17 protein-coding genes are annotated in these 20,557 nt (G+C 62.2%); 5 read left to right on the plus strand and 12 right to left on the minus strand.

Annotated elements, in window-relative coordinates; all coding sequences use genetic code 11:
- Positions 1–40: 40 nt before the first annotated feature.
- Positions 41–1,333 (plus strand): multidrug effflux MFS transporter, encoded by a 1,293-nt coding sequence (locus AC1Q80_RS08255; RefSeq protein ID WP_492360122.1) that lies wholly within the window; start codon positions 41–43, stop codon positions 1,331–1,333.
- A gap of 72 nt (positions 1,334–1,405) precedes the next feature.
- On the opposite strand, the gene AC1Q80_RS08260 is transcribed toward AC1Q80_RS08255, so the two are convergent.
- The 5 genes from AC1Q80_RS08260 to AC1Q80_RS08280 form a co-directional block, all read right to left on the minus strand.
- The gene (locus AC1Q80_RS08260; RefSeq protein WP_112804919.1) at positions 1,406–2,230 is read right to left on the minus strand and encodes an inositol monophosphatase family protein; all 825 of its coding nucleotides are present in this window, start codon (positions 2,228–2,230) and stop codon (positions 1,406–1,408) included.
- A complete protein-coding gene (gene ttcA, locus AC1Q80_RS08265; protein ID WP_492360123.1) occupies positions 2,227–3,111 on the minus strand; it encodes a tRNA 2-thiocytidine(32) synthetase TtcA in 885 nt (294 codons plus the stop codon). The genes AC1Q80_RS08260 and ttcA overlap by 4 nt, the downstream gene beginning before the upstream one ends.
- Before the next feature lie 111 nt (positions 3,112–3,222).
- Positions 3,223–4,170, minus strand: coding sequence for a glutaminase (locus AC1Q80_RS08270; protein ID WP_173420067.1), 948 nt, complete (start codon positions 4,168–4,170; stop codon positions 3,223–3,225).
- Positions 4,171–4,328: 158 nt separating this feature from the next.
- A complete protein-coding gene (gene rpsD, locus AC1Q80_RS08275) occupies positions 4,329–4,946 on the minus strand; it encodes a 30S ribosomal protein S4 (RefSeq protein ID WP_173420068.1) in 618 nt (205 codons plus the stop codon).
- 227 nt (positions 4,947–5,173) lie between these two features.
- Complete coding sequence (locus AC1Q80_RS08280; RefSeq protein WP_209791897.1) at positions 5,174–5,701, minus strand: MarR family winged helix-turn-helix transcriptional regulator; 528 nt, start codon at positions 5,699–5,701, stop codon at positions 5,174–5,176.
- A 112-nt stretch (positions 5,702–5,813) separates the two neighbouring features.
- On the opposite strand from AC1Q80_RS08280, the gene AC1Q80_RS08285 reads away from it, so the two are divergent.
- Positions 5,814–6,149, plus strand: coding sequence for a cupin domain-containing protein (locus tag AC1Q80_RS08285; RefSeq protein WP_173420070.1), 336 nt, complete (start codon positions 5,814–5,816; stop codon positions 6,147–6,149).
- Between the two features lie 86 nt (positions 6,150–6,235).
- Here AC1Q80_RS08285 and AC1Q80_RS08290 read toward each other — a convergent pair whose 3' ends face one another.
- The 4 genes from AC1Q80_RS08290 to AC1Q80_RS08305 form a co-directional block, all read right to left on the minus strand.
- Complete coding sequence (locus tag AC1Q80_RS08290; RefSeq protein ID WP_209791898.1) at positions 6,236–7,750, minus strand: helicase HerA domain-containing protein; 1,515 nt, start codon at positions 7,748–7,750, stop codon at positions 6,236–6,238.
- Between the two features lie 218 nt (positions 7,751–7,968).
- Positions 7,969–8,766 (minus strand): glutamate racemase, encoded by a 798-nt coding sequence (gene murI / locus AC1Q80_RS08295; RefSeq protein WP_492360124.1) that lies wholly within the window; start codon positions 8,764–8,766, stop codon positions 7,969–7,971.
- Positions 8,753–9,598: an RNA methyltransferase gene (locus tag AC1Q80_RS08300; RefSeq protein WP_173420073.1), complete on the minus strand. Its 846-nt coding sequence runs from the start codon at positions 9,596–9,598 to the stop codon at positions 8,753–8,755. The genes murI and AC1Q80_RS08300 overlap by 14 nt, the downstream gene beginning before the upstream one ends.
- A gap of 78 nt (positions 9,599–9,676) precedes the next feature.
- A complete protein-coding gene (locus AC1Q80_RS08305) occupies positions 9,677–11,659 on the minus strand; it encodes an FUSC family protein (protein WP_492360125.1) in 1,983 nt (660 codons plus the stop codon).
- A 274-nt stretch (positions 11,660–11,933) separates the two neighbouring features.
- Here AC1Q80_RS08305 and AC1Q80_RS08310 point away from each other — a divergent pair, with 274 nt between their 5' ends.
- Positions 11,934–13,148, plus strand: coding sequence for an NADP-dependent isocitrate dehydrogenase (locus AC1Q80_RS08310; RefSeq protein ID WP_173420075.1), 1,215 nt, complete (start codon positions 11,934–11,936; stop codon positions 13,146–13,148).
- A 183-nt stretch (positions 13,149–13,331) separates the two neighbouring features.
- On the opposite strand, the gene AC1Q80_RS08315 is transcribed toward AC1Q80_RS08310, so the two are convergent.
- The 3 genes from AC1Q80_RS08315 to recA form a co-directional block, all read right to left on the minus strand.
- Complete coding sequence (locus AC1Q80_RS08315; protein WP_492360126.1) at positions 13,332–14,183, minus strand: AraC family transcriptional regulator; 852 nt, start codon at positions 14,181–14,183, stop codon at positions 13,332–13,334.
- A gap of 169 nt (positions 14,184–14,352) precedes the next feature.
- Positions 14,353–17,016, minus strand: coding sequence for an alanine--tRNA ligase (gene alaS / locus AC1Q80_RS08320; protein WP_492360127.1), 2,664 nt, complete (start codon positions 17,014–17,016; stop codon positions 14,353–14,355).
- Positions 17,017–17,245: 229 nt separating this feature from the next.
- Entirely contained in the window at positions 17,246–18,334 is a 1,089-nt protein-coding gene (gene recA, locus AC1Q80_RS08325; RefSeq protein ID WP_077503639.1) for a recombinase RecA, read from the minus strand.
- Between the two features lie 239 nt (positions 18,335–18,573).
- Between recA and AC1Q80_RS08330 the strand changes: the two genes are divergently transcribed.
- Entirely contained in the window at positions 18,574–19,521 is a 948-nt protein-coding gene (locus AC1Q80_RS08330) for a carbohydrate kinase family protein (protein WP_173420079.1), read from the plus strand.
- Between the two features lie 31 nt (positions 19,522–19,552).
- Positions 19,553–20,482 carry a pseudouridine-5'-phosphate glycosidase gene (locus AC1Q80_RS08335; protein ID WP_173420080.1) on the plus strand — a complete coding sequence of 310 codons (930 nt, stop codon included), beginning with the start codon at positions 19,553–19,555 and terminating at the stop codon, positions 20,480–20,482.
- Positions 20,483–20,557 lie beyond the last annotated feature (75 nt).

Genomic DNA, 20,557 nt, shown 5'->3' on the forward strand with positions numbered 1-20,557 from the left:
CAGTTACTCCTCCCAGATCCGCTCTTTACGGGTACGCACAATGACCACGATCACCACTCAATCAGACCATGTCGACGGGGTTTCAGGCGCCGCGCGCCTGAACATGGGCCTCCTCGAATTCATCATCACCATCGCCGTCATGACAGCGAGCGTGGCCATCGCCATCGACAGCATGCTGCCGGCATTGCCGAGCATCGGCCAGTCGTTGAACGTCGCCAACTCCAACGACACCCAGCTTGTCATCGGCGTCTTCTTCCTCGGCTTCGGTCTTTCGCAGATTTTCTTCGGTAGCCTTTCCGACACGTTCGGACGGCGCGCCGTGCTGCTCGGCGGCCTTGCTTTCTTCACCGTGTCGATGTTTGCAGCCGCCCTCACCCAGAGCTTCGAAATGCTGCTCGTCCTGCGCTTCGTCCAGGGTATCGGGGCAGCTGCCGTGCGGATCACCACCATGGCGATCGTGCGCGACTGCTTCGGCGGCCGCGAGATGGCGCGGGTGATGTCCTACGTCATGATCGTCTTCATGGTCGTTCCGATCGTCGCGCCGTCGATCGGCCAATTGGTCATTCTCTATGCCAACTGGCATTGGATCTTCATCCTAATCGGCATCATCGGCGCCATCCTCTTCGTTTGGGCGCTGACCCGCATGAAGGAATCGCTGCCGAAGGAAGAGCGCCTGCCGCTGTCCGTCAAGTCGGTCGCATCCGGCTTCAAGACGGTGCTGACCAACCGCATCACCTGCGGCTACATGATCGGCATGACGATGTTCACCGCCGTCATCTGCGCCTACATCGTTACCGTCCAGCAGATCTTCGGCGAGGTCTATGGCCTCGGCGAGTGGCTGCCGATCGCCTTTGCCGGCACCGCCGGCGGCATTGCCGTTGCCAACTTCGCCAACGGCTTTTTCGTGCGCAGCTTCGGTATGCGCCGCATCTCGCACGTGTCGATGATCCTGTTCACGCTGATTTCCATCGTCGGCTTTGCGATGGCACTTTCGGGCACGCCGGCCTTCGTCGTCAGCTATCTGATGTTCTCGGTGCTGTTGATGTTTTTCGCCGTCATCGCCACCAACTTCACGGCGATCAGCCTGGAGCCGATGGGACACCTCGCCGGCACCGCGACGGCGATCACCGGCTTCGTCTCGACGACAGGCGGCGCCCTGATCGGCGGTCTCGTCGGTCAGCTGTTCAACGGCACGCTGCAGCCGCTGCTTGGAGGCTTTGCCCTCTTCGGCATCGTGACGATCCTGGCAACCCTTTGGGCCGAGAAGGGCAAGCTCTTCACCCACCCCGGCGACAAGGACGTCTCGCTCGACCATGGCGGCGGCCATATGTGATTATCTCCTGCCAACAAAAAGCCCGCCTGGAGCGATCCAGGCGGGCTCTTTTCATTGCATGATCTCGTCCTGTCAGACGGTGAAAACTTCGCGACGCAGCGTTTCCCAGCTGTCCTTGTCGGTGGCGAGCAGCAGGCCACCATTGAGATGGGCAGGCAGGTAGGGCGAACCGTCGAAGCGCGCGGCATAGGCGCCCGCTTCCTGCGCGATCAGCGTACCGGCCAGATGATCCCAGGGCATCAGCTTCTGGTACATCAGGAAGTGGATGTGGCCGCCGGCAAGGATGCGGTATTCGTGTGCAGCACACCGGTAGCTCGTAGCAATTCGCACCTTCGCCATGTTGGCCATGACTTCGCGCCGGGCCTCTTGCTTGTAGAAGCCCGTCGAGGCGCCGCCGACCATGGCCTCGAGCGGAACGCCTGCCGTCACCGCCATGCGCTCCTGCGAACCGTCGGGGCGGCACATCCAGGCACCCGAGCCCTTCTCGGCAATCACCCAGTCGTTCCCCAGCGGATCATAGATGATGCCGGCAACCGTCTCGCCCTTGGAAACGACGCTCGCCATGACGCCGAAGAGCGGCAGGCCGGCTGCGAAGTTGAAGGTGCCGTCGATCGGGTCGACGACGACGGCGAGATCGGCATCGGCCAGCTTGTCGAGCAGGGCCGGATCGGCGGCGACCGATTCTTCGCCGATGAACACCGCACCCGGAGCGATCTCGTCCATGCGTGCCTTGATCAGGCGCTCGGCCGCCTCGTCACCTTCGGTGACGAGATCGATCGCTTCCGACTTCATCCGCACATCGCCCGCGCCGAGATTGCGAAACCGCGGCAGGATTTCTTTGACCGCGGCCTCCTGCAAGAGATTGGCAAGGGCGGCGATGTCGACGGAATGGCTCATTCTTTGGGCTCCGGTGTGAGGGACTGGAAGTCGAATAGCTTGGGGTCGAGCAGATGCGACGGGTTCACATGGCCAAGTGCGCGCAGCATCGTATCCTTGCGGCCGGGCATGCGTCGCTCGAGATCGGCGAGCATCGCCTTCATCGCGTTGCGCTCCAGCCCGTCCTGCGATCCGCAGAGGTCGCAAGGAATGATCGGGAACTCCATGGCTGCCGCGAACTTCGCCAGGTCGTCCTCGGCGGCATAGGCGAGCGGCCGCAGCAGCATCAGGTCGCCTTCATCGTTCAACAGCTTTGCCGGCATCGAGGCGAGCCTGCCGCCGTGGAAGAAGTTCATGAAGAAGGTTTCGAGAATGTCTTCCCGGTGATGGCCGAGGACCAGCGCATCGCAGCCCTCTTCGCGCGCGATCCGGTAGAGATTGCCGCGGCGCAGCCGCGAACAGAGTGAGCAGTAGGTGGCACCCGTCGGCACCTTTTCCTTCACGATCGAATAGGTGTCGCGATATTCGATCCGGTGCTTGACGCCGATCGAGGCCAGATATTCCGGCAGGATGTGCTTCGGAAAGTTCGGCTGGCCCTGGTCGAGATTGCAGGCGACGAGCTCGACCGGAAGCAGCCCGCGCCATTGCAGGTCCATCAGCAGCGCCAGCAGACTGTAGCTGTCCTTGCCGCCGGAGATACCGATGAGCCAACGCTTGGCGCCCTTCAGCATGCCGAAGTCGTCAAGCGCTTGGCGCGTCTGCCGCAACAGCCGCTTGCGCAGCTTGTTGAAGGAGACCGACGACGGCATGCGTTCGAAGATCGGGTGAAGGCCCGTCTCGATCTCGCCGTCTTCAATGGCATTGTCGATTGCGTCAGGCGAAAGGGCTGGCGAATGATCCATGGCAACGATCCTGGAATGGCGGGCGCAGGGAAAAAGGCGCGCGGCGCGTCACGGCCAGCACTTGCCCCGTTCCCACAGCAAGATCAAGGGAAAACGGCCCTTCGGCCGAAATCAGGAGCCAAACACCGACCAGCCGGTACGCGCGGCAAGCATCTCGAGCGCGAGAGAACCCAGAAGCGAATTGCCGTTGTGGTTCAGCCCGGGCGACCAGACGGCGACGGAAGCCTTGCCGGGCGCGACGGCGAGAATGCCGCCGCCGACGCCGCTCTTGCCGGGCAGGCCGACCCGGTAGGCGAAATCGCCCGAACCATCATAGTGGCCGCAGGTCAGCATCAGCGCGTTGATGCGCCGGGCGCGCTGGCGCGACACGACCGAATGCCCGGACAAGGGATTGGTGCCGCCGGCCGCCAGGAACAGACCGGCCTTGGCGAGCTGGCTGCATGTCATCGATAGCGCGCAGTGATGGAAGTAGACGCCGAGCACATGCTCGACCGGGTGATCGAGCCGCCCGAAGGAGCGCATGAAGTTTGCAAGCGCGAAATTGCGGAAGCCCGTTGCCGTTTCGGAGCGGGCGACCTCATGATCGATGACGATGGCGTCGTCGTCGGCGAGGTAGCGGACGAACTGCACGATCTCGCCGATCAGTTCGCGCGGCGTGTGGCCAGCAAGGATCAGGTCGCTGATGGTGATGGCGCCGGCATTGATGAAGGGATTGCGTGGCTTGCCACCTTCTTGCTCGAGCTGGACGATCGAGTTGAAGGCCGAGCCTGAAGGTTCGCGACCGACGCGATGCCAGATGTTTTCGCCGTGTTTGCCGAGCGCCAGTGTCAGCGTGAACACCTTGGAGACACTCTGGATGGAGAACGGCACCTCGGCGTCGCCGACCCGGTGCACCTGCCCATCCGTGGTGACGATCGCCATGCCGAAGTGCTCGGGATTAACGCGCGCGAGCTGCGGGATGTAGTCCGCGACCTTGCCCTCGCCGAGCCGTGGTGTCAGCTCGCGGTGGATATCCTCGATGATCGCCTGCAGATCCTGCGGCGTCTTCTGCTCCGGCATGCGATTTCCCCTTCCGCCGCGCACATCAGCGCTTTGTCCGTGACAAGGGCGATGCGCGACAGATCAAAACGCCACGATATCTGAAGAGATCTGAAGAGACAAAAAAACCGCCCGTTTCCGGGCGGTTTTCGAAACGTTCACAAGGCCAAGGCCCCGGATTAACGCGAGTAGAATTCGACGACGAGGTGCGGTTCCATGACGACGGCGTAAGGCACGTCGGAGAGAACCGGAACGCGGACGAAGGTTGCTACCATCTTGTTGTGGTCGACTTCGATGTAGTCAGGAACGTCACGCTCAGCGAGCTGAACCGATTCGAGAACGGTCACGAGCTGCTTGGACTTTTCCTTGACTTCGATGACGTCGCCCGGCTTGCAACGGTAGGAACCGATGTTGACGCGAACGCCGTTAACCTTGACGTGGCCATGGTTGACGAACTGGCGTGCAGCGAAAACGGTCGGAACGAACTTTGCGCGGTAGACGATCGCGTCGAGGCGCGATTCGAGCAGGCCGATCAGGTTCTCCGGGGTGTCACCCTTGCGGCGGTCAGCTTCGGCGAAGATCGCACGGAACTGCTTTTCGCGGATGTCGCCGTAGTAGCCCTTCAGCTTCTGCTTGGCGCGCAGCTGCACACCGAAGTCCGAAAGCTTGGACTTGCGGCGCTGGCCGTGCTGGCCCGGGCCGTATTCGCGGCGGTTAACCGGCGACTTCGGACGGCCCCAGATGTTTTCGCCCATACGGCGGTCAATTTTGTACTTGGACGATTCGCGCTTGCTCATCGCATTTCCTTTCAGTCTGTTACACCGGTCTGTTGCCAAACCGGATCAAGGAAACACGCCCTCCTCTGAACCCATTTTGAGAGTTCTGACAGGATTCTCACGATCACGATGCCGGAGAAACCACGGGACATGTCAAATGAAACACCGGACATTTCTGCCCGGCGTTGGGGCGGCTTTAGGGCTTCCGATCGGCATTGTCAAACAAAATCGCCGTATTAGGGGCCATTTCAGGCGGGGTCGCCGGCCTGCTGGCTTTCCAGCGAAACAAGCAGCTTCTTCAGAAGCGCTGCCAGTGCGACACGTTCCTCTGGCCCAAGACCTCCGAGATAGCGCGCCTCGCTCGCCATGTCAGCCCGAAATGCGGCTTCTGCGAGCGCTACGCCCTTCTCCGTCAACCCAACCACGCTGCTGCGTCCATCCGATGCCGAACGCTCGCGCAGGATCAGCCCTGCCTTCTGCAACCGATCAAGCCGATGTGTCAGTCCGCCCGACGAAATCATCAGCAATGTATAGAGGTCGGTCGGCGTCTGGCGATACGGAGGGCCGGAGCGCCTGAGCGTCGAGATCACGTCGAATTCGCCGCGGTCGAGACCGAAGGAGGCAAAGGTCTCCTCGATCGACGGACGCACCAGATTCGAAAGCCGGTAGGCGCGCCCGAGAATGGTCATTGGCTCCGTATCGAGATCCGGCAATTCGCGATCCCATTGCGCCCGCAACCGGTCGACGTGGTCCCTCTTCACTTGCTCATCCTGCATCGTCTACTCCGCGGCCTCCAGCAATATATCTTGACGAGAAGATATTTTGGCATAATATCTTCTCGTCAAGATAACTCATTCGAACCGGCAAACCAACCCGATGGAGATCAGCATGTTTCATGTCATTCCGCGCGCAGAGCAGAAGCAGAGCCCTAACCGGACTATCCTGTTCGAGGGCGGACAATACGGCACGCCGGTTTCACTCTTCCTGATGAATGCGGAGCCTGGCCAAGGTCCGGCGCTTCACCTCCACCCCTATCCGGAGACTTGGCTCATTCACTCCGGCGAGGCGGAGTTCACGGTCGGCGAAGAGACGCTTATCGGCAAGGCCGGCGACATCATCGTCGTCGATCCCGGCACGCCGCACCGTTTCGTCAACAGCGGCGACACCCGGCTGGAGATGACCTGCATCCATGCCTCCGACCGTGTGATTCAGGAATGGCTTTGACGCCACGCACGCGACAGGCGGCGGCGTGCATCGCGGACGTCTCGTCATTAAGCAACCGGAACTGAAGCCTCGAACGGAGGTCGCGCCTATTCAGCTGCAGCAGCGGACGGATCCATGGCATCCGGCCCGTTCGCGTCGCCCGGAGCGGTTTCGCAGCCAAGGTCGGGAAAGGCGACGATTCGCTTGCCGGTGAAATCGGCATGGACGACGATCAGCCCATTCTCCTCGAAATAGCCGAGCAGCCGCCGGGCGCGACGGGCGGAATGGGTGCCGTAGGCCCGTGCGATCATTGCGTCCGACGGGCATGCAAGGCCGCGCACGGCGGCCTGCGCCATCATCAGGAAAACGCCCTGCAGGTCCTCGGTGACGCGATCAGCTAGCCGGAGAGCAGATGCCCAGGCGTCCGTGGCTGCGGTCGCCGCATCGACGCCCGAGCGGGCGATTGCCATCTTGCGCCGGAAGGCGCTCAGCGACAGGGCTGCACCTGGCACGCGCCGGATTCGGCAGCGCACGAGAAAGTCCTGGAACAGCTCGGCATCAGGCCGGAATGCGGCATCGGGATTGGCAAGAATTTCGGCAAGCAGGCTGTCGAGCAGCGCGCCACGCTCTTCCGACGACATTTCCGGCTGAGCAGGTTTCACCTCGATCGGCGCCATAGGCTCCGGACGCGGACGCGACAGTTCGGCGAGAATATCTGTGGCCGGGCGCGGCGGTGGCGCGGCACGACGCACAAGCGGCCGGGTCAGTTCGTCGGCGTCGGGCGTAAAGATCAGGTCTTCCACATCCTGCGGCGCTTCCGGCAATGGCATCAGCTTGGGGCTCGTCGAGCGTGCCGAGGTCTCGACGGCGCCGATGGTCACTTTCAGCGGACGACGCGACAGCGCCGGGCCGAGGGCGACGAAGGAGCCGCGCTTCAGATCGCGGAACATTTCCGCGGTCCGGCGATCCATGCCGAGCAGATCGGCAGCACGCAGCATGTCGATATCGAGGAAGGTCCGGCCCATCAGGAAGTTGGACGCTTCTGCCGCAACGTTCTTGGCAAGCTTTGCCAGGCGCTGGGTGGCGATGACGCCGGCAAGCCCACGCTTACGTCCACGACACATGAGATTGGTCATGGCGCCGAGCGAAATCTTGCGGACTTCTTCGGTGACATCGCCGGCAACCGACGGCGCAAACATCTGCGCTTCGTCGACGACCACGAGCACGGGGTACCAGTATTCCCGGTCCGCATCGAACATGGCGTTGAGGAACACGCCGGCGCTGCGCATCTGCTGGTCGATATCGAGCCCTTCGAGCGACAGAACGCAGGAAACACGATGCTGGCGAATGCGGGTGGCAATGCCGATCAATTCAGCATCGGTGCGCTCGCCCTCGACCACCACATGGCCGAACTTGTCGGCGAGCGTGACGAAATCGCCCTCGGGGTCGATGATGCATTGCTGCACCCAAGGGGCGGATTGCTCAAGCAGACGACGCAAAAGGTGCGACTTGCCGGAGCCGGAATTGCCCTGCACCAAAAGACGGGTCGCCAGAAGCTCCTCGATATCGAGAGAAGCCGAAGTCCCTTCGGACGTCGCTCCCATGTCGATGCCGACTTTCATCTGTACCTCATCCTGCCTTTAGGGCGTTCGTCGTTTGGGCAGAGCAGCAGATGCGCTCTACCTCTGTTTTACGCATTTCCTGACGGAAAACCGCTTCGCATTTTCCTGGACATGCTCTGGCTGATGTCGGGCGCGCGCCCGCAAGCCCTGAGGTCTAGCACCCTTCCCCGCAGTTTTCCCGGTTCAAAGCGCGAAACCCACAGATAAGAAGACTTCGTCTACCGCACTGTCAGTCCGAATCCCTGCATCAGCCGGCGGGTCGAAAAATCCGGCTTTCCTGAGGTGAAGATTGCCGGGTCCTCGCCGTTCAACGGTGCGAAGCCATTGGGCAGTGGCACCAGCGAGCGTGCGCGCCGCGCGATCGCCTCGGCCGGATCCAGCCAGTCGACCGGCCATGGCGCGAGCTTGCGGAACAGGTTGGCCATGAACGGATAATGCGTGCAGGCGAGAACGACGATATCGGTCTTGCGGCCGTCCATCTCGATGAAGCACGGCGCGATTTCGGCCAGCACCTCGGCGTCGTCGAGCTTCTCGCCACGAATATAGGCCTCTGCCATCCTGGCGAGGTTTTCCGAGCCGACCAGGCGGACATGACATTGGCTGGCGAAGGACTGGATCAGGTCGCGCGTATAGGCGCGCTTGACCGTGCCCGGCGTCGCCAGAACAGAAACGAGTCCGGAGCGCGTCCGCTCGGCCGCCGGCTTGATCGCCGGCACGGTGCCAACGAAGGTCATCTGAGGAAAAGCGGCGCGCAGATCGGCACCGACCAGCGTGAAGGCAGTGTTGCAGGCAATGACGCAGATTTCGGGGTCGTGCTCGGTCAAAAGGCGACCGAAGAGCGCGATGACATGTGCCCGCAGCGCCTCCTCCTCCCAGCCCCCATAGGGGAAGCCGGCATCGTCGGCGATATAGATGAAATGCCGCTCCGGCATCAGCACCCGCGCCTCGCGCAGGACCGTCAGTCCTCCGATGCCGCTGTCGAAGACGAGGATGGGTTTCAGGTCAGTCGCTGTCACCGCTGTCTGATGCCTTCTTGTTTGCCTCCGCCCTGCTGCTATCGGCAGGAGCGCCGGAACCCCGGGGATGTTCGCGCGAAAACCGGTCGAGCGACGAGATCACGCCGCGCAGCACCCGGATTTCCGTTTCGGTAAAGGATGGTCTGGTCAGAACGGTTCGCAGATTTTCCACCAATTTCGGCTTTTTGTCGGCGGAGCGGAAATAGTTGCGCGCTTCCAGCGCATCTTCCAGATGATCGAATAGGCCCTGCAGGTCGTCCTTCTTTGCGGGGCGCTGCTCCAGCGCCTGGAAGGACGTCTGGTCTTCGCTTTCCATGCCGGTTTTCAGCCACTCATAGGACATGAGCAGCACGGCCTGGGCGAGGTTGAGCGAGGCAAAGGCCGGGTTCACGGGAAAAGTGACGATCTCGTCGGCGAGCGCCACCTCCTCGTTGGTGAGGCCTGTGCGCTCGCGACCGAAGATGATGCCGGTCGCCTCGCCGGCGGTGAAGCGTTGCCTCAGCGTACGCGCCGCCACGATCGGCGAGCGCACCGGCTTGTAGCCGTAGCGGTCACGCGCCGTCGTCGCATAGACGAAGTTGAGGTCGGCGATCGCCTCTTCCAGCGTGTCATAGAGCTTGGCGCCCTCGATGACGTGGTCGGCGCGGCTGGCGGCGGATTGCGCCTTTTCGTTCGGCCAGCCGTCGCGCGGGTTGACGAGGCGCAGCTCCGACAGGCCGAAATTGGCCATGGCGCGGGCAACCATGCCGATGTTCTCGCCGAGCTGCGGATAGGCGAGAATGATCGCCGGTCCTTCGGTCAGGAGTTCTCGTTCGCTGTTCGTGCCTGCCATGTCTTTCGCCTTCGTCTTCTGTTCGGCGCTTCCCTCGCACAAAAGCCTGGAAAGTTAAAGTCCAGGCATCGGTGGAGGTCAGCCCACCGCTGGATGCAGGCGGTTGAGCGAGATGCCGATCATCTCGAGCCCCAGCCCGGCATCGTCCTTCGATATCGGCAGGTGGCGGTCGACCGGTCCGGCGACGCGGCCGACATCGTAGAAGTAGCCCGCTCCCTTTTCCTCGATCGAACGAACGAGCGCGAGGTTTTCGTCGATGTCGCTGAGGAATGTCGGGTCAACGGCTTCGTCGGCGACGCGTCGGGCAAATACGCGCGCCCAATAGGTGCAGCCCATGAAGATCGCCAGCGTCTGTCGGACATGCCCCGGACGCGTGACCAGCTGCCAGGACACGCCGAGCGGCTTTGCCGCCGCCGCAAGATCGCGGTAGGCGCGATCCAGCGCCTGCGACCGCACGATCAGCGCCATGCCCGAGGCACCCTCCTTGGCCGCTTGCAGCAGGCCCGTCAGTTCACCGCACCAGGATTTGATGGCCAGATCGAGGGACGTTCGCGTTCGTGTCGGAAAGACGACGAAGGCAACCGCAGCACCGGCGATCGAGCCGATCAGGGTTTCCTCCAGGCGCAGCTGCAGCAACTCAGGCGTAAGCACACCCATCAGGCTGTAGAGCAGCGACAGGACGACGGAGACGAAGAACGTCATTGTCGCATAGGAAACAGCAAGGAAGTAGAAGGCAAGAAAGACGCAAAGCGCACTGAGCGGCAGCACGAGATAGATATTGCCGGCGACCAGGGTACCGGCGACGATGCCAACCACGATCCCGAACAGCGTACCGGCCGAGCGCTGCAGCGCCTTGACCGCCGTGTCGCCGCGCGACCGCGTGTTGGTGAAGACGAGGAAGGCGGCCAGCACCGCCCAGAACCAGCGATCGCGCGACAGCATCAGCCCGAAGACCATGGCGATCCCTGCGGCAAGGGTGATCTGGATTGCGGATTTGAGTGCCGGATTGTCGAACGACAGGTTCAGCCGCGTTGCAGCCCGGCCGCTTTCGGGTTCGCTCGGGTCATCGAGGTCATGCTCGTCGAGCTTTGCCAGGCTGCCCGCCAGCCGCTGCCGGACATTTCGCAGCCATGAGAGCGCCTTGACCGTTTCGGCGAGCCGCTCGTTTGTTCTGTCGATGCGTGCAGTCTCCGCTTCGATTTCGGCGGAGTTGCGTGCAAGCATCGCTTCGATCAAGGCCACGGGCGGCATGGCCTGAAGGCTGAGGACGATCACACTCTCTGCTGCCAGATGCAGGTCGAAGAGGTTGATCACCACATCCGACGAGGCCAAGCCCGGCTCGGGCTCCGGGCGTCGGTTCTCCGTCGGGATGAAACTTTCCGCCATCAACACCGCCTCCTTGAGGCGTTCTTCCCTGCGGTGAAGCCGGGTGCGGTCGGTTTCGAGCAGCATCGGTTTGCGCGCGACGTCGAGCAATTCCTCCAGCATTTGGTCGACGCGCTGCTGGACGCTGGCTGCAGCGCGCATGAGATCGCGGTAGCGGTTGTCGGGCAAAAGGACGGTGCGGACGAGATGTGCAACCGTCGCCGAGACCGCAGCGCCAAGAAACAGCGCCGGCAACTGATCGGCGGTCGGGCGCAGATACGCACCGATGAAATAGGACATGAAGGCGAACATGCCGACGGCGAACCAACGCGCTCCGAACGATCTGCCATAAACCGCCAGGAAGATGATCAGCAGGAAGACGACATCAGAGACATAGCGATGACTCTCGAGCAGCGAGGCCAGTGCCACCATCGAGACGCCGGCGACGACGGCGATCACGCGGGTTACCAGCTGTTCGCCATGGGTGCGATCGCGCACGGCAAGGCCGCCCTCGATAGACAGAGAAACGGCAAGGCCATAGGCGGCCGGTGGCAGTGGCGCTACGAGATAATGGAAAGCCATCAGCAGCAGAACCGACGAAACGATCGTCGCGGTGATGCGCGTTGCCTGCCGCAGCCGGGAAAAGGCGGGGTCGTTGGCGAGAAGCCAGTCGCGCACGCGGGAACGAATTTCCATCGGTTGCCTTTGCCTGCCGCGGCGGCCAACGAGCGGCGCCGCTTCGCTGCTCTCTTCTGATTAACGTCGCCTCCGATCTTTTCAAGGCATGAGACAGATTAAAACCCCTCGAAAATGCCGTCCGTCCCCCTGCCTTGAGGTCGTTTGAACCTCCACCCAAAGTTTCAGTCAAGCATGCTTTGCCTTGCCGTTTCACAATGCTATAGGGCACTGGATTTTTCTAAAGAGGAAGGGACATCGCTCCCGCTGTCCCGCTAAGCTACGAGGCATATTCATGGCAAAGATCAAGGTCGCCAATCCGGTCGTCGAACTCGACGGCGACGAGATGACCCGCATCATCTGGCAGTTCATCAAGGACAAGCTGATCCATCCCTACCTCGACATCGACCTCGAGTATTATGACCTCGGCATGGAAAACCGCGACGCCACCGACGACCAGGTGACGATCGATGCTGCCAACGCCATCAAGAAGCACGGCGTCGGCGTCAAGTGCGCCACGATTACCCCGGACGAAGCCCGCGTCGAAGAATTCAAGCTCAAGAAGATGTGGAAGTCGCCGAACGGCACGATCCGCAACATCCTCGGCGGCGTCATCTTCCGCGAGCCGATCATCTGCAAGAACGTTCCCCGCCTGGTTCCCGGCTGGACCAAGCCGATCATCGTCGGCCGTCACGCCTTCGGTGACCAGTACCGCGCCACCGACTTCAAGTTTCCGGGCAAGGGCAAGCTGACGATGAAGTTCGTCGGCGAAGACGGCAAGGAAATCGAATACGACGTATTCGACGCCCCGTCGGCCGGCGTTGCCATGGGCATGTACAACCTCGACGATTCGATCACCGAATTCGCTCGCGCTTCGCTCAACTACGGCATTCAGCGCAAGGTTCCGGTTTACCTGTCGACCAAGAACACCATCCTCAAGGTCTATGACGGCCGCTTCAAGGACATCTTCCAGAAGGTGTTCGACGAAGAATTCGCCGACAAGTTCAAGGAACTGAAGATCTGGTACGAACACCGCCTGATCGACGACATGGTCGCATCGGCACTGAAGTGGTCCGGCGGCTACGTCTGGGCGTGCAAGAACTACGACGGCGACGTCCAGTCCGACATCGTCGCCCAGGGATTCGGCTCGCTCGGCCTGATGACCTCGGTCCTGATGACGCCGGATGGCCAGACGGTCGAAGCCGAAGCTGCGCACGGCACCGTGACCCGTCACTACCGCCAGCACCAGAAGGGCGAGGAAACCTCGACCAACTCGATCGCCTCGATCTTCGCCTGGACCCGTGGCCTTGCCCACCGTGCCAAGCTCGACGGCAATGCCGAACTCGCGCGCTTCTCCGAAACGCTCGAAAAGGTCTGCGTCGACACGGTCGAATCGGGCTTCATGACCAAGGACCTGGCGCTGCTCATCGGCCCCGACCAGCCGTGGCTCTCGACCACCGGCTTCCTCGACAAGATCGACGAGAACCTGCGTAAGGCGATGGCTGCCTGATCGGCCCTATCCATCGAATGAAATGCGAAACCCGGCCTGGCGCCGGGTTTCTTTTTGCTCGGTTCAATGGGAATCTTAAAAGCCCGGTGGCGACTCATTATCTCCGTCATGCTCCGGCTTCACCCGAGGATCCGAGTCCAGCCACAAGCCCAAAGACATTGATGCGTTGGGGGTGACGCACCCCTATTTCAGCGGCAGATAGATCTCGCTCAAAAGCTCTGTCGGCGGCACGTCGCGCGGATTGTTGAGATATTTCTCGAACATCAGGCTGTCGCGCACCTCTCGGCCGGACTGCGGCAGCCACGTGCCGTAGAGCCATTGATAGGCCAAGGGCATGTCCGCATACGGCCCCTTGTGACGCAGGACGGCGTAACGTCCACCATCGAGTGTCTGCGGCGTCAGCGGTGCATCCGAGGGCAAATCCCCTTTGGCCGACACGCAGGCGAAGGACCGCAGCTTGTCTGTCGGCACCAGTTCCGGATCATCCAGGTAGATGCCAATCATCTCCATGTCGGGCCTGAAGAGGTTGCGCGAAAACAGCGTGCCGTAGAGGGTCTCGAACGCCTTGCCGATGCCCATGTAGGACCCGGTGTGGGCAACGCCGACGACGCCAAAACTGTCGATTTCCTTGAGGGTGACTTCATACATGTCCGCAATTCCTTCCGATGAAGCGGTTTCGAAGGTTTTGTGGCTGCCCTCCCTCCGGTATCGCGCCGGCGGCAGTCCGTAGACTGCCTTGAAGGTGCGGTTGAAGGATTGAATATTGGGGTAGCCAGAGCGCTGCGCGATCGCGTCGACAGGAAGATCGGTTTGTACGAGATCGGCGGCGGCCTTCTGCAGCCGTAGCCGCTTGACCGTTGCCGCCAGTGTCTCGCCGTGAACGGCCCGGTAGATCCGGTGCCAGTGGTGCGGCGACAGGCAGGCGATCTCAGCGAGCCGATCTAGATCGAGCTCTTCATTGAGATGGCCGTAAATATAGTCGCTCACCCTGTGCAGACGTCTCTCATAGGTCGCCCAGCTTGCCTGCTCGTCCATGCCGAACCTTTCGCGTTTTGCTCACGGATCGGTAGACCATAGCCGAGTTTGACAAATCCTGCGGAGTTTTGCGGCGAACGAATGCCGTTGGACCGACGGCCAGTCGCCGCCACAAAAAAAAGGCGCCCGAACCGGACGCCTTTTCAAATTCCTGTGTGTGCGCCTGGTCTTAGCCGGCCAGCGCCACAGCAACAGCCTCGATCGCTTCGGCTGCCTTCTCGCCGTCAGGGCCGCCAGCCTGCGCCATATCGGCGCGACCGCCGCCGCCCTTGCCGCCGAGAGCGGCGGAGGCGACACGCACCAGATCGACGGCGCTGACCTTGGAGGTCAGGTCGTCGGTCACAGCCACGACGGCACTTGCCTTTCCGTCACCGGAAACGCCGACAAAGGCGACGACGCCGGAGCCGAGGCTCTTCTTGCCGTCGTCCGCCAGGCTCTTCAGGTCCTTGGGCTCAACACCGGAAACCACCTTGCCGAGGAAGCGCATGCCGGCGATGTCGCGGGCGGCATCGCTCGATCCCGCCTGACCGCCGCCACCGAGTGCCAGCTTCTTCTTGGCTTCGGTAAGCTCGCGCTCCAGCTTGCGGCGCTCGTCGAGAAGTGCCTCGACGCGACCGAGCACGTCGCCCGGCTGAACCTTGAGCGTGTTGGCAAGCGTCTTGACCCGCTCGTCCTGTTCGTTGAGGTAGGCACGGGCCGCCTCGCCCGTCAGCGCCTCGACGCGGCGTACGCCGGCGCCGACGGCGCTTTCGGAAACGACGCGCACGAGGCCGATGTCACCGGTGGCCGACACGTGCGTGCCGCCGCAGAGTTCGACGGAATAGGGACGATTGGCCTTGGAGCCGTGGATGCCCTGGCCCATGGAGACGACACGCACTTCGTCGCCGTATTTTTCGCCGAACAGCGCCATCGCACCTTCGGCAATGGCATCGTCGACGCTCATCAGGCGGGTGGTGACCGGCGTGTTCTGGACGATGATCTCGTTTGCCATCTCTTCGACGATCTTCAGTTCCTCGGCCGACATCGGCTTCGGGTGCGAGACGTCGAAGCGCAGGCGCTCAGGTGCGACCAGCGAACCCTTCTGTGCCACATGTGTGCCGAGCACTTCGCGAAGCGCCTCATGCAGCAAATGGGTGGCGGAATGGTTGGCGCGCAGGCGCGAACGGCGGGCGTGGTCGACTTCGAGCTGCGCCGCATCGCCGGTCTTGATCGTGCCTTCGGCAACGACGCCGAAATGGACGAACAGCCCCTCTCCGCGCTTCTGCGTGTCGGTCACGGTTACCTTGCCGCCGTCGGTGGTGATCGTACCGGTGTCGCCCATCTGGCCGCCCGATTCGCCGTAGAACGGCGTCTGGTTGAGGACGATCTGGACGGTTTCACCCTTGGCGGCCGACTGTGCGACAGCGCCATCGCTCACGATCGCCTGGATCACGCCTTCGGCAATCTCGGTGTCGTAGCCGAGGAACTCGGTCGAGCCATGCTTTTCGCGCAGCTCGAACCAGATGGTTTCGGTTGCCGCTTCACCGGACCCCGACCAGCTCGCACGGGCCTCGGCCTTCTGGCGCTGCATGGCGGTCGTGAAGGCGTCGGTATCGACGGAAATGCCCTTGGCGCGCAGGGCGTCCTGGGTCAGGTCGAGCGGGAAGCCATAGGTATCGTAGAGCTTGAAGGCGGTCTCGCCGTTGAACTGGTCGCCTTCGGAAAGGTCGGCGGACGCTTCGGACAGGAGGTTGAGGCCGCGCTCCAGCGTCTTGCGGAAGCGGGTTTCCTCGAGCTTCAGCGTCTCGGAAATCAGTGCTTCGGCGCGCATCAGTTCCGGATAGGCACGGCCCATCTGGCCGACCAGCGCCGGCAGCAGCTTCCACATCAGGGGATCGCGGGCGCCGAGCAGCTGCGCATGGCGCATGGCGCGGCGCATGATGCGGCGCAGAACGTAGCCGCGGCCCTCGTTCGATGGCAGAACGCCGTCGGCGATCAGGAACGCGGACGAACGCAGATGGTCGGCAATGACGCGGTGGCTGGCGCGCTGGTCGCCCTCGGCCTTGACGCCTGTTGCCTCTTCGGAGGCTGCGATCAGCGCGCGGAAGAGATCGATGTCGTAGTTGTCGTGCTGGCCCTGCAGCACGGCTGCCAGGCGCTCGAGGCCCATGCCGGTGTCGATCGACGGACGCGGCAGGTTGACCCGCTCTTCCTTGGTGATCTGCTCGTACTGCATGAAGACGAGGTTCCAGATCTCGATGAAGCGGTCACCGTCCTCATCGGCAGAGCCCGGAGGTCCGCCCCAGATCTTGTCGCCGTGGTCGTAGAAGATTTCAGAACAGGGACCGCACGGACCGGTATCGCCCATGGCCCAGAAATTGTCGCTGGTCGGAATGCGGATGATGCGGTCTTCGGTGAGGCCGGCGATCTTCTTCCAGAGGTCAAAGGCCTCGTCGTCGGTGTGATAGACCGTCACCAGCAGGCGCTTGGCGTCGAGGCCGTACTCCTTGGTGATCAGGTTCCAGGCAAGCTCGATGGCGTTCTCCTTGAAGTAATCGCCAAAGGAGAAGTTGCCGAGCATTTCGAAGAAGGTGTGGTGGCGGGCCGTATATCCGACATTGTCGAGGTCGTTGTGCTTGCCGCCGGCGCGCACGCATTTCTGCGCGGTCACGGCCGTCGAATAGGGACGCTGCTCCAGCCCGGTAAAGACGTTCTTGAACTGCACCATGCCGGCATTGGTGAACATCAGTGTCGGGTCGTTGCGCGGCACCAACGGGCTCGACGACACCACCTCGTGACCATTCCTGCGGAAATAGTCGAGAAACGTCGACCGGATTTCATTCACGCCGCTCATCTTGCGTCCTATCTGTGCACCAATTCAGGCCCAAGCCCCGGCATTTGCCGTGCCCCTTGCCGTTGTCCTTCAACCCCACAGCCATCGTCGACGGCTGCGCCCTCCAACGCCCTCGGTCGCCGGAACCACAGGCTTTTATCGTTCGCGTATCATGCTGTCCAGACGGCAACAAAAAACCGGCCGCCAATGATGGCGACCGGTTTTGAATGTATGAAGCCTGGCTTGCCGATTATGCTTCGGCAGCGTCGTCGCCGTCATCAGGTTCCGGACCGCCATTCTCCAGGAAACGGTCGGCGATCAGGCCGGCGTTCTGGCGCAGAGCCGTCTCGATCTCGCGCGAAAGATCCGGGTTGTCCCTGAGGAACGACTTGGCGTTCTCGCGGCCCTGTCCGAGACGCTGGCTGTTATAGGAGAACCAGGCGCCGGACTTCTCGACGATGCCGGCCTTGACTCCGAGGTCGACGAGTTCGCCGGTCTTGGACACGCCTTCGCCATACATGATGTCGAATTCGACCTGCTTGAAGGGAGGCGCCATCTTGTTCTTGACGACCTTGACGCGCGTCTGGTTGCCGACGACCTCTTCGCGCTCCTTGACGGAGCCGATGCGGCGGATGTCAAGTCGAACCGAGGCGTAGAACTTCAGCGCGTTACCGCCCGTCGTCGTTTCCGGCGAACCGAACATGACGCCGATCTTCATGCGGATCTGGTTGATGAAGACGACCATGCAGTTCGACTTCGAAATCGAAGCCGTCAGCTTGCGTAGCGCCTGGCTCATCAGGCGGGCCTGCATGCCCGGCAGGCTGTCGCCCATTTCGCCCTCGATTTCCGCGCGCGGCACGAGCGCTGCAACGGAGTCGATGACGAGAACGTCGATCGCACCGGAGCGCACCAGCGTATCGGTGATTTCGAGTGCCTGTTCGCCGGTATCGGGCTGCGAGATCAGGAGGTTTTCGAGGTCAACACCCAGCTTGCGCGCATAAACCGGGTCGAGTGCATGTTCAGCGTCGACGAAGGCGCAGATGCCACCCTTCTTCTGTGCTTCGGCGATCGTCTGCAATGCGAGCGTCGTCTTGCCCGAGCTTTCCGGGCCATAGATTTCAATGATACGGCCCTTCGGCAGGCCGCCAATGCCGAGCGCGATGTCCAGGCTGAGAGAGCCGGTCGAAACCGTCTCGATCTCGATGATGCTGTCCTTCCCACCGAGCTTCATGATCGATCCCTTGCCGAACGACCGTTCGATCTGGGAAAGTGCCGCTTCAAGTGCCTTGCTTTTGTCCACCGATTTGTCCTCTACGAGCCGCAAAGAGTTTTGTGCCATTTGGTCCACCTTTAGGTTATTGAAGCTACCGAGGCAATGAAGCCGCCGCACGAGTTTTTGTACATGTTTTGTTCCTGTTTTGCAAGGGCGGGTCAAGACGTTGAAAAATAGGAATTATTCGGATTGTGTTCGATTCATGTTCACGCTTTGAGGTGTAATTTTCCCGGCAAGACCTGGAACACCTTGAGATGATGAACGCTCCCGATCCGATTCGCCTGAGAGACAGCAGAGGAACATTCATGACGGAAGGCGAAATCGCGGTCTTTGGCGGCGCCCATATCGACAGGCGCGGCAGAATTAGTGGCGCGACCGCACCGGGCTCGAGCAATCCGGGCACCTGGTTCGAAGAGGCCGGCGGTGGTGGCTTCAACGCTGCCCGCAATCTGGCGCGCCTGGGCCATAGTGTGAGAATGGTCAGCACCCGCGGCGGTGACGCCGCCGGGGAGATGGTCACGGCAGCGGCCGCTGCTGCCGGCGTCATCGACACACCCCTCACCTTTCTCGACCGCCAGACGCCGAGCTACACAGCGATCATCGAGAATGACGGCAACCTGGTGATCGCGCTTGCCGACATGGATCTCTACCGGCTGTTCTCGCCGCGCCAATTGCAGCGGCGCGCCTTGCGCGACGCGATCGCTGACAGCCGGCTGGTGCTGACAGATGCGAACCTGCCGGAAGAAACGATTGCCGCTCTCGTTGAGACGGCTTCGGCCGACGGGCGGATCGTGGCCGGCATTGCCGTATCGCCGGCAAAAGTGGTTCGCTTCCTGCCGGCTCTCTCCAACCTCGGCTTCCTTTTCATGAACGAGGCCGAGGCGCGGGCGCTGACCGGAAAGGATTGCCCGGATGCCGAGGGCTGGCCGCCGCTCCTACGCGCTGCCGGGCTCAACGGTGGTGTCGTTACCCGCGGCGGTCGTGCGGTCGTTGCCTTCGATCGCAATTCTGTCTGTGTCGCGACGCCACCGGCCTTGCCCGCACTTGCCGATGTCACCGGCGCCGGCGATGCCCTGGCGTCGGGTTTCCTCGCGGCGCGCTTGGCTGGCCACGGACTCGATGAATGCCTCAGGCACGGCATGGCCGCTGCCGGCATTACCCTGCTCTCGCCTCTGGCCGCGTCGGAACAAATGTCGCAGGCCAATCTTGAACAGGCGCTTGCCCTTGTGCCGGCACCTCAAATGCTGGCATGAACGCCGCCAGCCGAACTCCCAAGGAAAAACCATGACCAAACCCGCTTCCCCCTCCCTGCCGATGCAATATTCCGACGAGGTTGCAGCCGCCAAGGCGCGTGGCGCGCCGATTGTGGCACTGGAATCGACCATCATCACCCATGGCATGCCCTACCCGGGCAACCTCAACATGGCTCGCAGCGTCGAAGCGATCATTCGCGAGCAGGGCGCCGTCCCGGCGACCATCGCCGTGATCCATGGCGTTCTGCATATCGGCCTTGATGATGCCAAGCTCGTTGAACTGGCACAAACGGAAGGCGCGATGAAGGTCTCGCGCGCCGACCTTGCCTTTGCGATCGCCGAGCGTCGTACCGGCGCGACCACCGTTGCCGCCACAATGATTGCCGCTGCCCGCGCCGGCATCCACGTCTTTGCGACCGGCGGCATCGGCGGCGTGCACCGTGGGGCCGAGCTGAGCTTCGACATTTCCGCCGACCTCGAAGAACTGGCCCGCACGGCCGTGATCGTCGTTTGCGCCGGAGCCAAGGCCATCCTCGACATTCCAAAGACGCTTGAAGTGCTGGAAACCCGCGGCGTGCCGGTCGTCACTTACGACAGCGACGTCTTCCCGGCCTTCTGGTCGCGCGATTCTGGCCTCAAGAGCCCGCTGATGCTGAACAGCCCGGCGGCGATCGCCAACTTCCAGAACATGCGCGAGCAGCTCGGCGTCGATGGCGGCATGTTGATTGCCAACCCGGTTCCCGCTGAAAGCGAGATCCCGCGCGAGGAGATGGAAATCTATATCGCCCGCGCGATCGACAACGCCGAACGCGACGACGTCACCGGCAAGGCCGTGACCCCCTACCTGCTCGACAATCTCTTCCACCTGACCGAGGGCCGCAGCCTCGAAACCAACATCGCGTTGGTCGAGAACAATGCCCGCCTCGCCGGTGAAATCGCTGTGGCGCTCACCGCGAAGTAAGAGCGCTATTCGGGTTGGAGCGCCTCCGCTCCAACCGGGATCGCAGAAGCGCTATTTCCTGGAAATGCTCTCGAC

It is taken from the genome of Ensifer sp. GW823-FHT05D09, assembly GCF_058795755.1.

Excerpts from the sequence above, each read along its gene's own strand:
- AC1Q80_RS08270 (WP_173420067.1), bottom strand. The coding sequence starts at position 4,170 with ATGCCGGAGCAGAAGACGCCGCAGGATCTGCAGGCGATCATCGAGGAT.
- AC1Q80_RS08280 (WP_209791897.1), bottom strand. The coding sequence starts at position 5,701 with ATGCAGGATGAGCAAGTGAAGAGGGACCACGTCGACCGGTTGCGGGCG.
- AC1Q80_RS08335 (WP_173420080.1), top strand. The coding sequence starts at position 19,553 with ATGACCAAACCCGCTTCCCCCTCCCTGCCGATGCAATATTCCGACGAG.
- AC1Q80_RS08290 (WP_209791898.1), bottom strand. The coding sequence starts at position 7,750 with ATGAAAGTCGGCATCGACATGGGAGCGACGTCCGAAGGGACTTCGGCT.
- ttcA (WP_492360123.1), bottom strand. The coding sequence starts at position 3,111 with ATGGATCATTCGCCAGCCCTTTCGCCTGACGCAATCGACAATGCCATT.
- AC1Q80_RS08315 (WP_492360126.1), bottom strand. The coding sequence starts at position 14,183 with ATGGACGAGCAGGCAAGCTGGGCGACCTATGAGAGACGTCTGCACAGG.
- AC1Q80_RS08310 (WP_173420075.1), top strand. The coding sequence starts at position 11,934 with ATGGCAAAGATCAAGGTCGCCAATCCGGTCGTCGAACTCGACGGCGAC.
- AC1Q80_RS08285 (WP_173420070.1), top strand. The coding sequence starts at position 5,814 with ATGTTTCATGTCATTCCGCGCGCAGAGCAGAAGCAGAGCCCTAACCGG.
- AC1Q80_RS08330 (WP_173420079.1), top strand. The coding sequence starts at position 18,574 with ATGACGGAAGGCGAAATCGCGGTCTTTGGCGGCGCCCATATCGACAGG.
- AC1Q80_RS08260 (WP_112804919.1), bottom strand. The coding sequence starts at position 2,230 with ATGAGCCATTCCGTCGACATCGCCGCCCTTGCCAATCTCTTGCAGGAG.
- rpsD (WP_173420068.1), bottom strand. The coding sequence starts at position 4,946 with ATGAGCAAGCGCGAATCGTCCAAGTACAAAATTGACCGCCGTATGGGC.
- alaS (WP_492360127.1), bottom strand. The coding sequence starts at position 17,016 with ATGAGCGGCGTGAATGAAATCCGGTCGACGTTTCTCGACTATTTCCGC.
- AC1Q80_RS08300 (WP_173420073.1), bottom strand. The coding sequence starts at position 9,598 with ATGGCAGGCACGAACAGCGAACGAGAACTCCTGACCGAAGGACCGGCG.
- recA (WP_077503639.1), bottom strand. The coding sequence starts at position 18,334 with ATGGCACAAAACTCTTTGCGGCTCGTAGAGGACAAATCGGTGGACAAA.
- AC1Q80_RS08305 (WP_492360125.1), bottom strand. The coding sequence starts at position 11,659 with ATGGAAATTCGTTCCCGCGTGCGCGACTGGCTTCTCGCCAACGACCCC.
- AC1Q80_RS08255 (WP_492360122.1), top strand. The coding sequence starts at position 41 with ATGACCACGATCACCACTCAATCAGACCATGTCGACGGGGTTTCAGGC.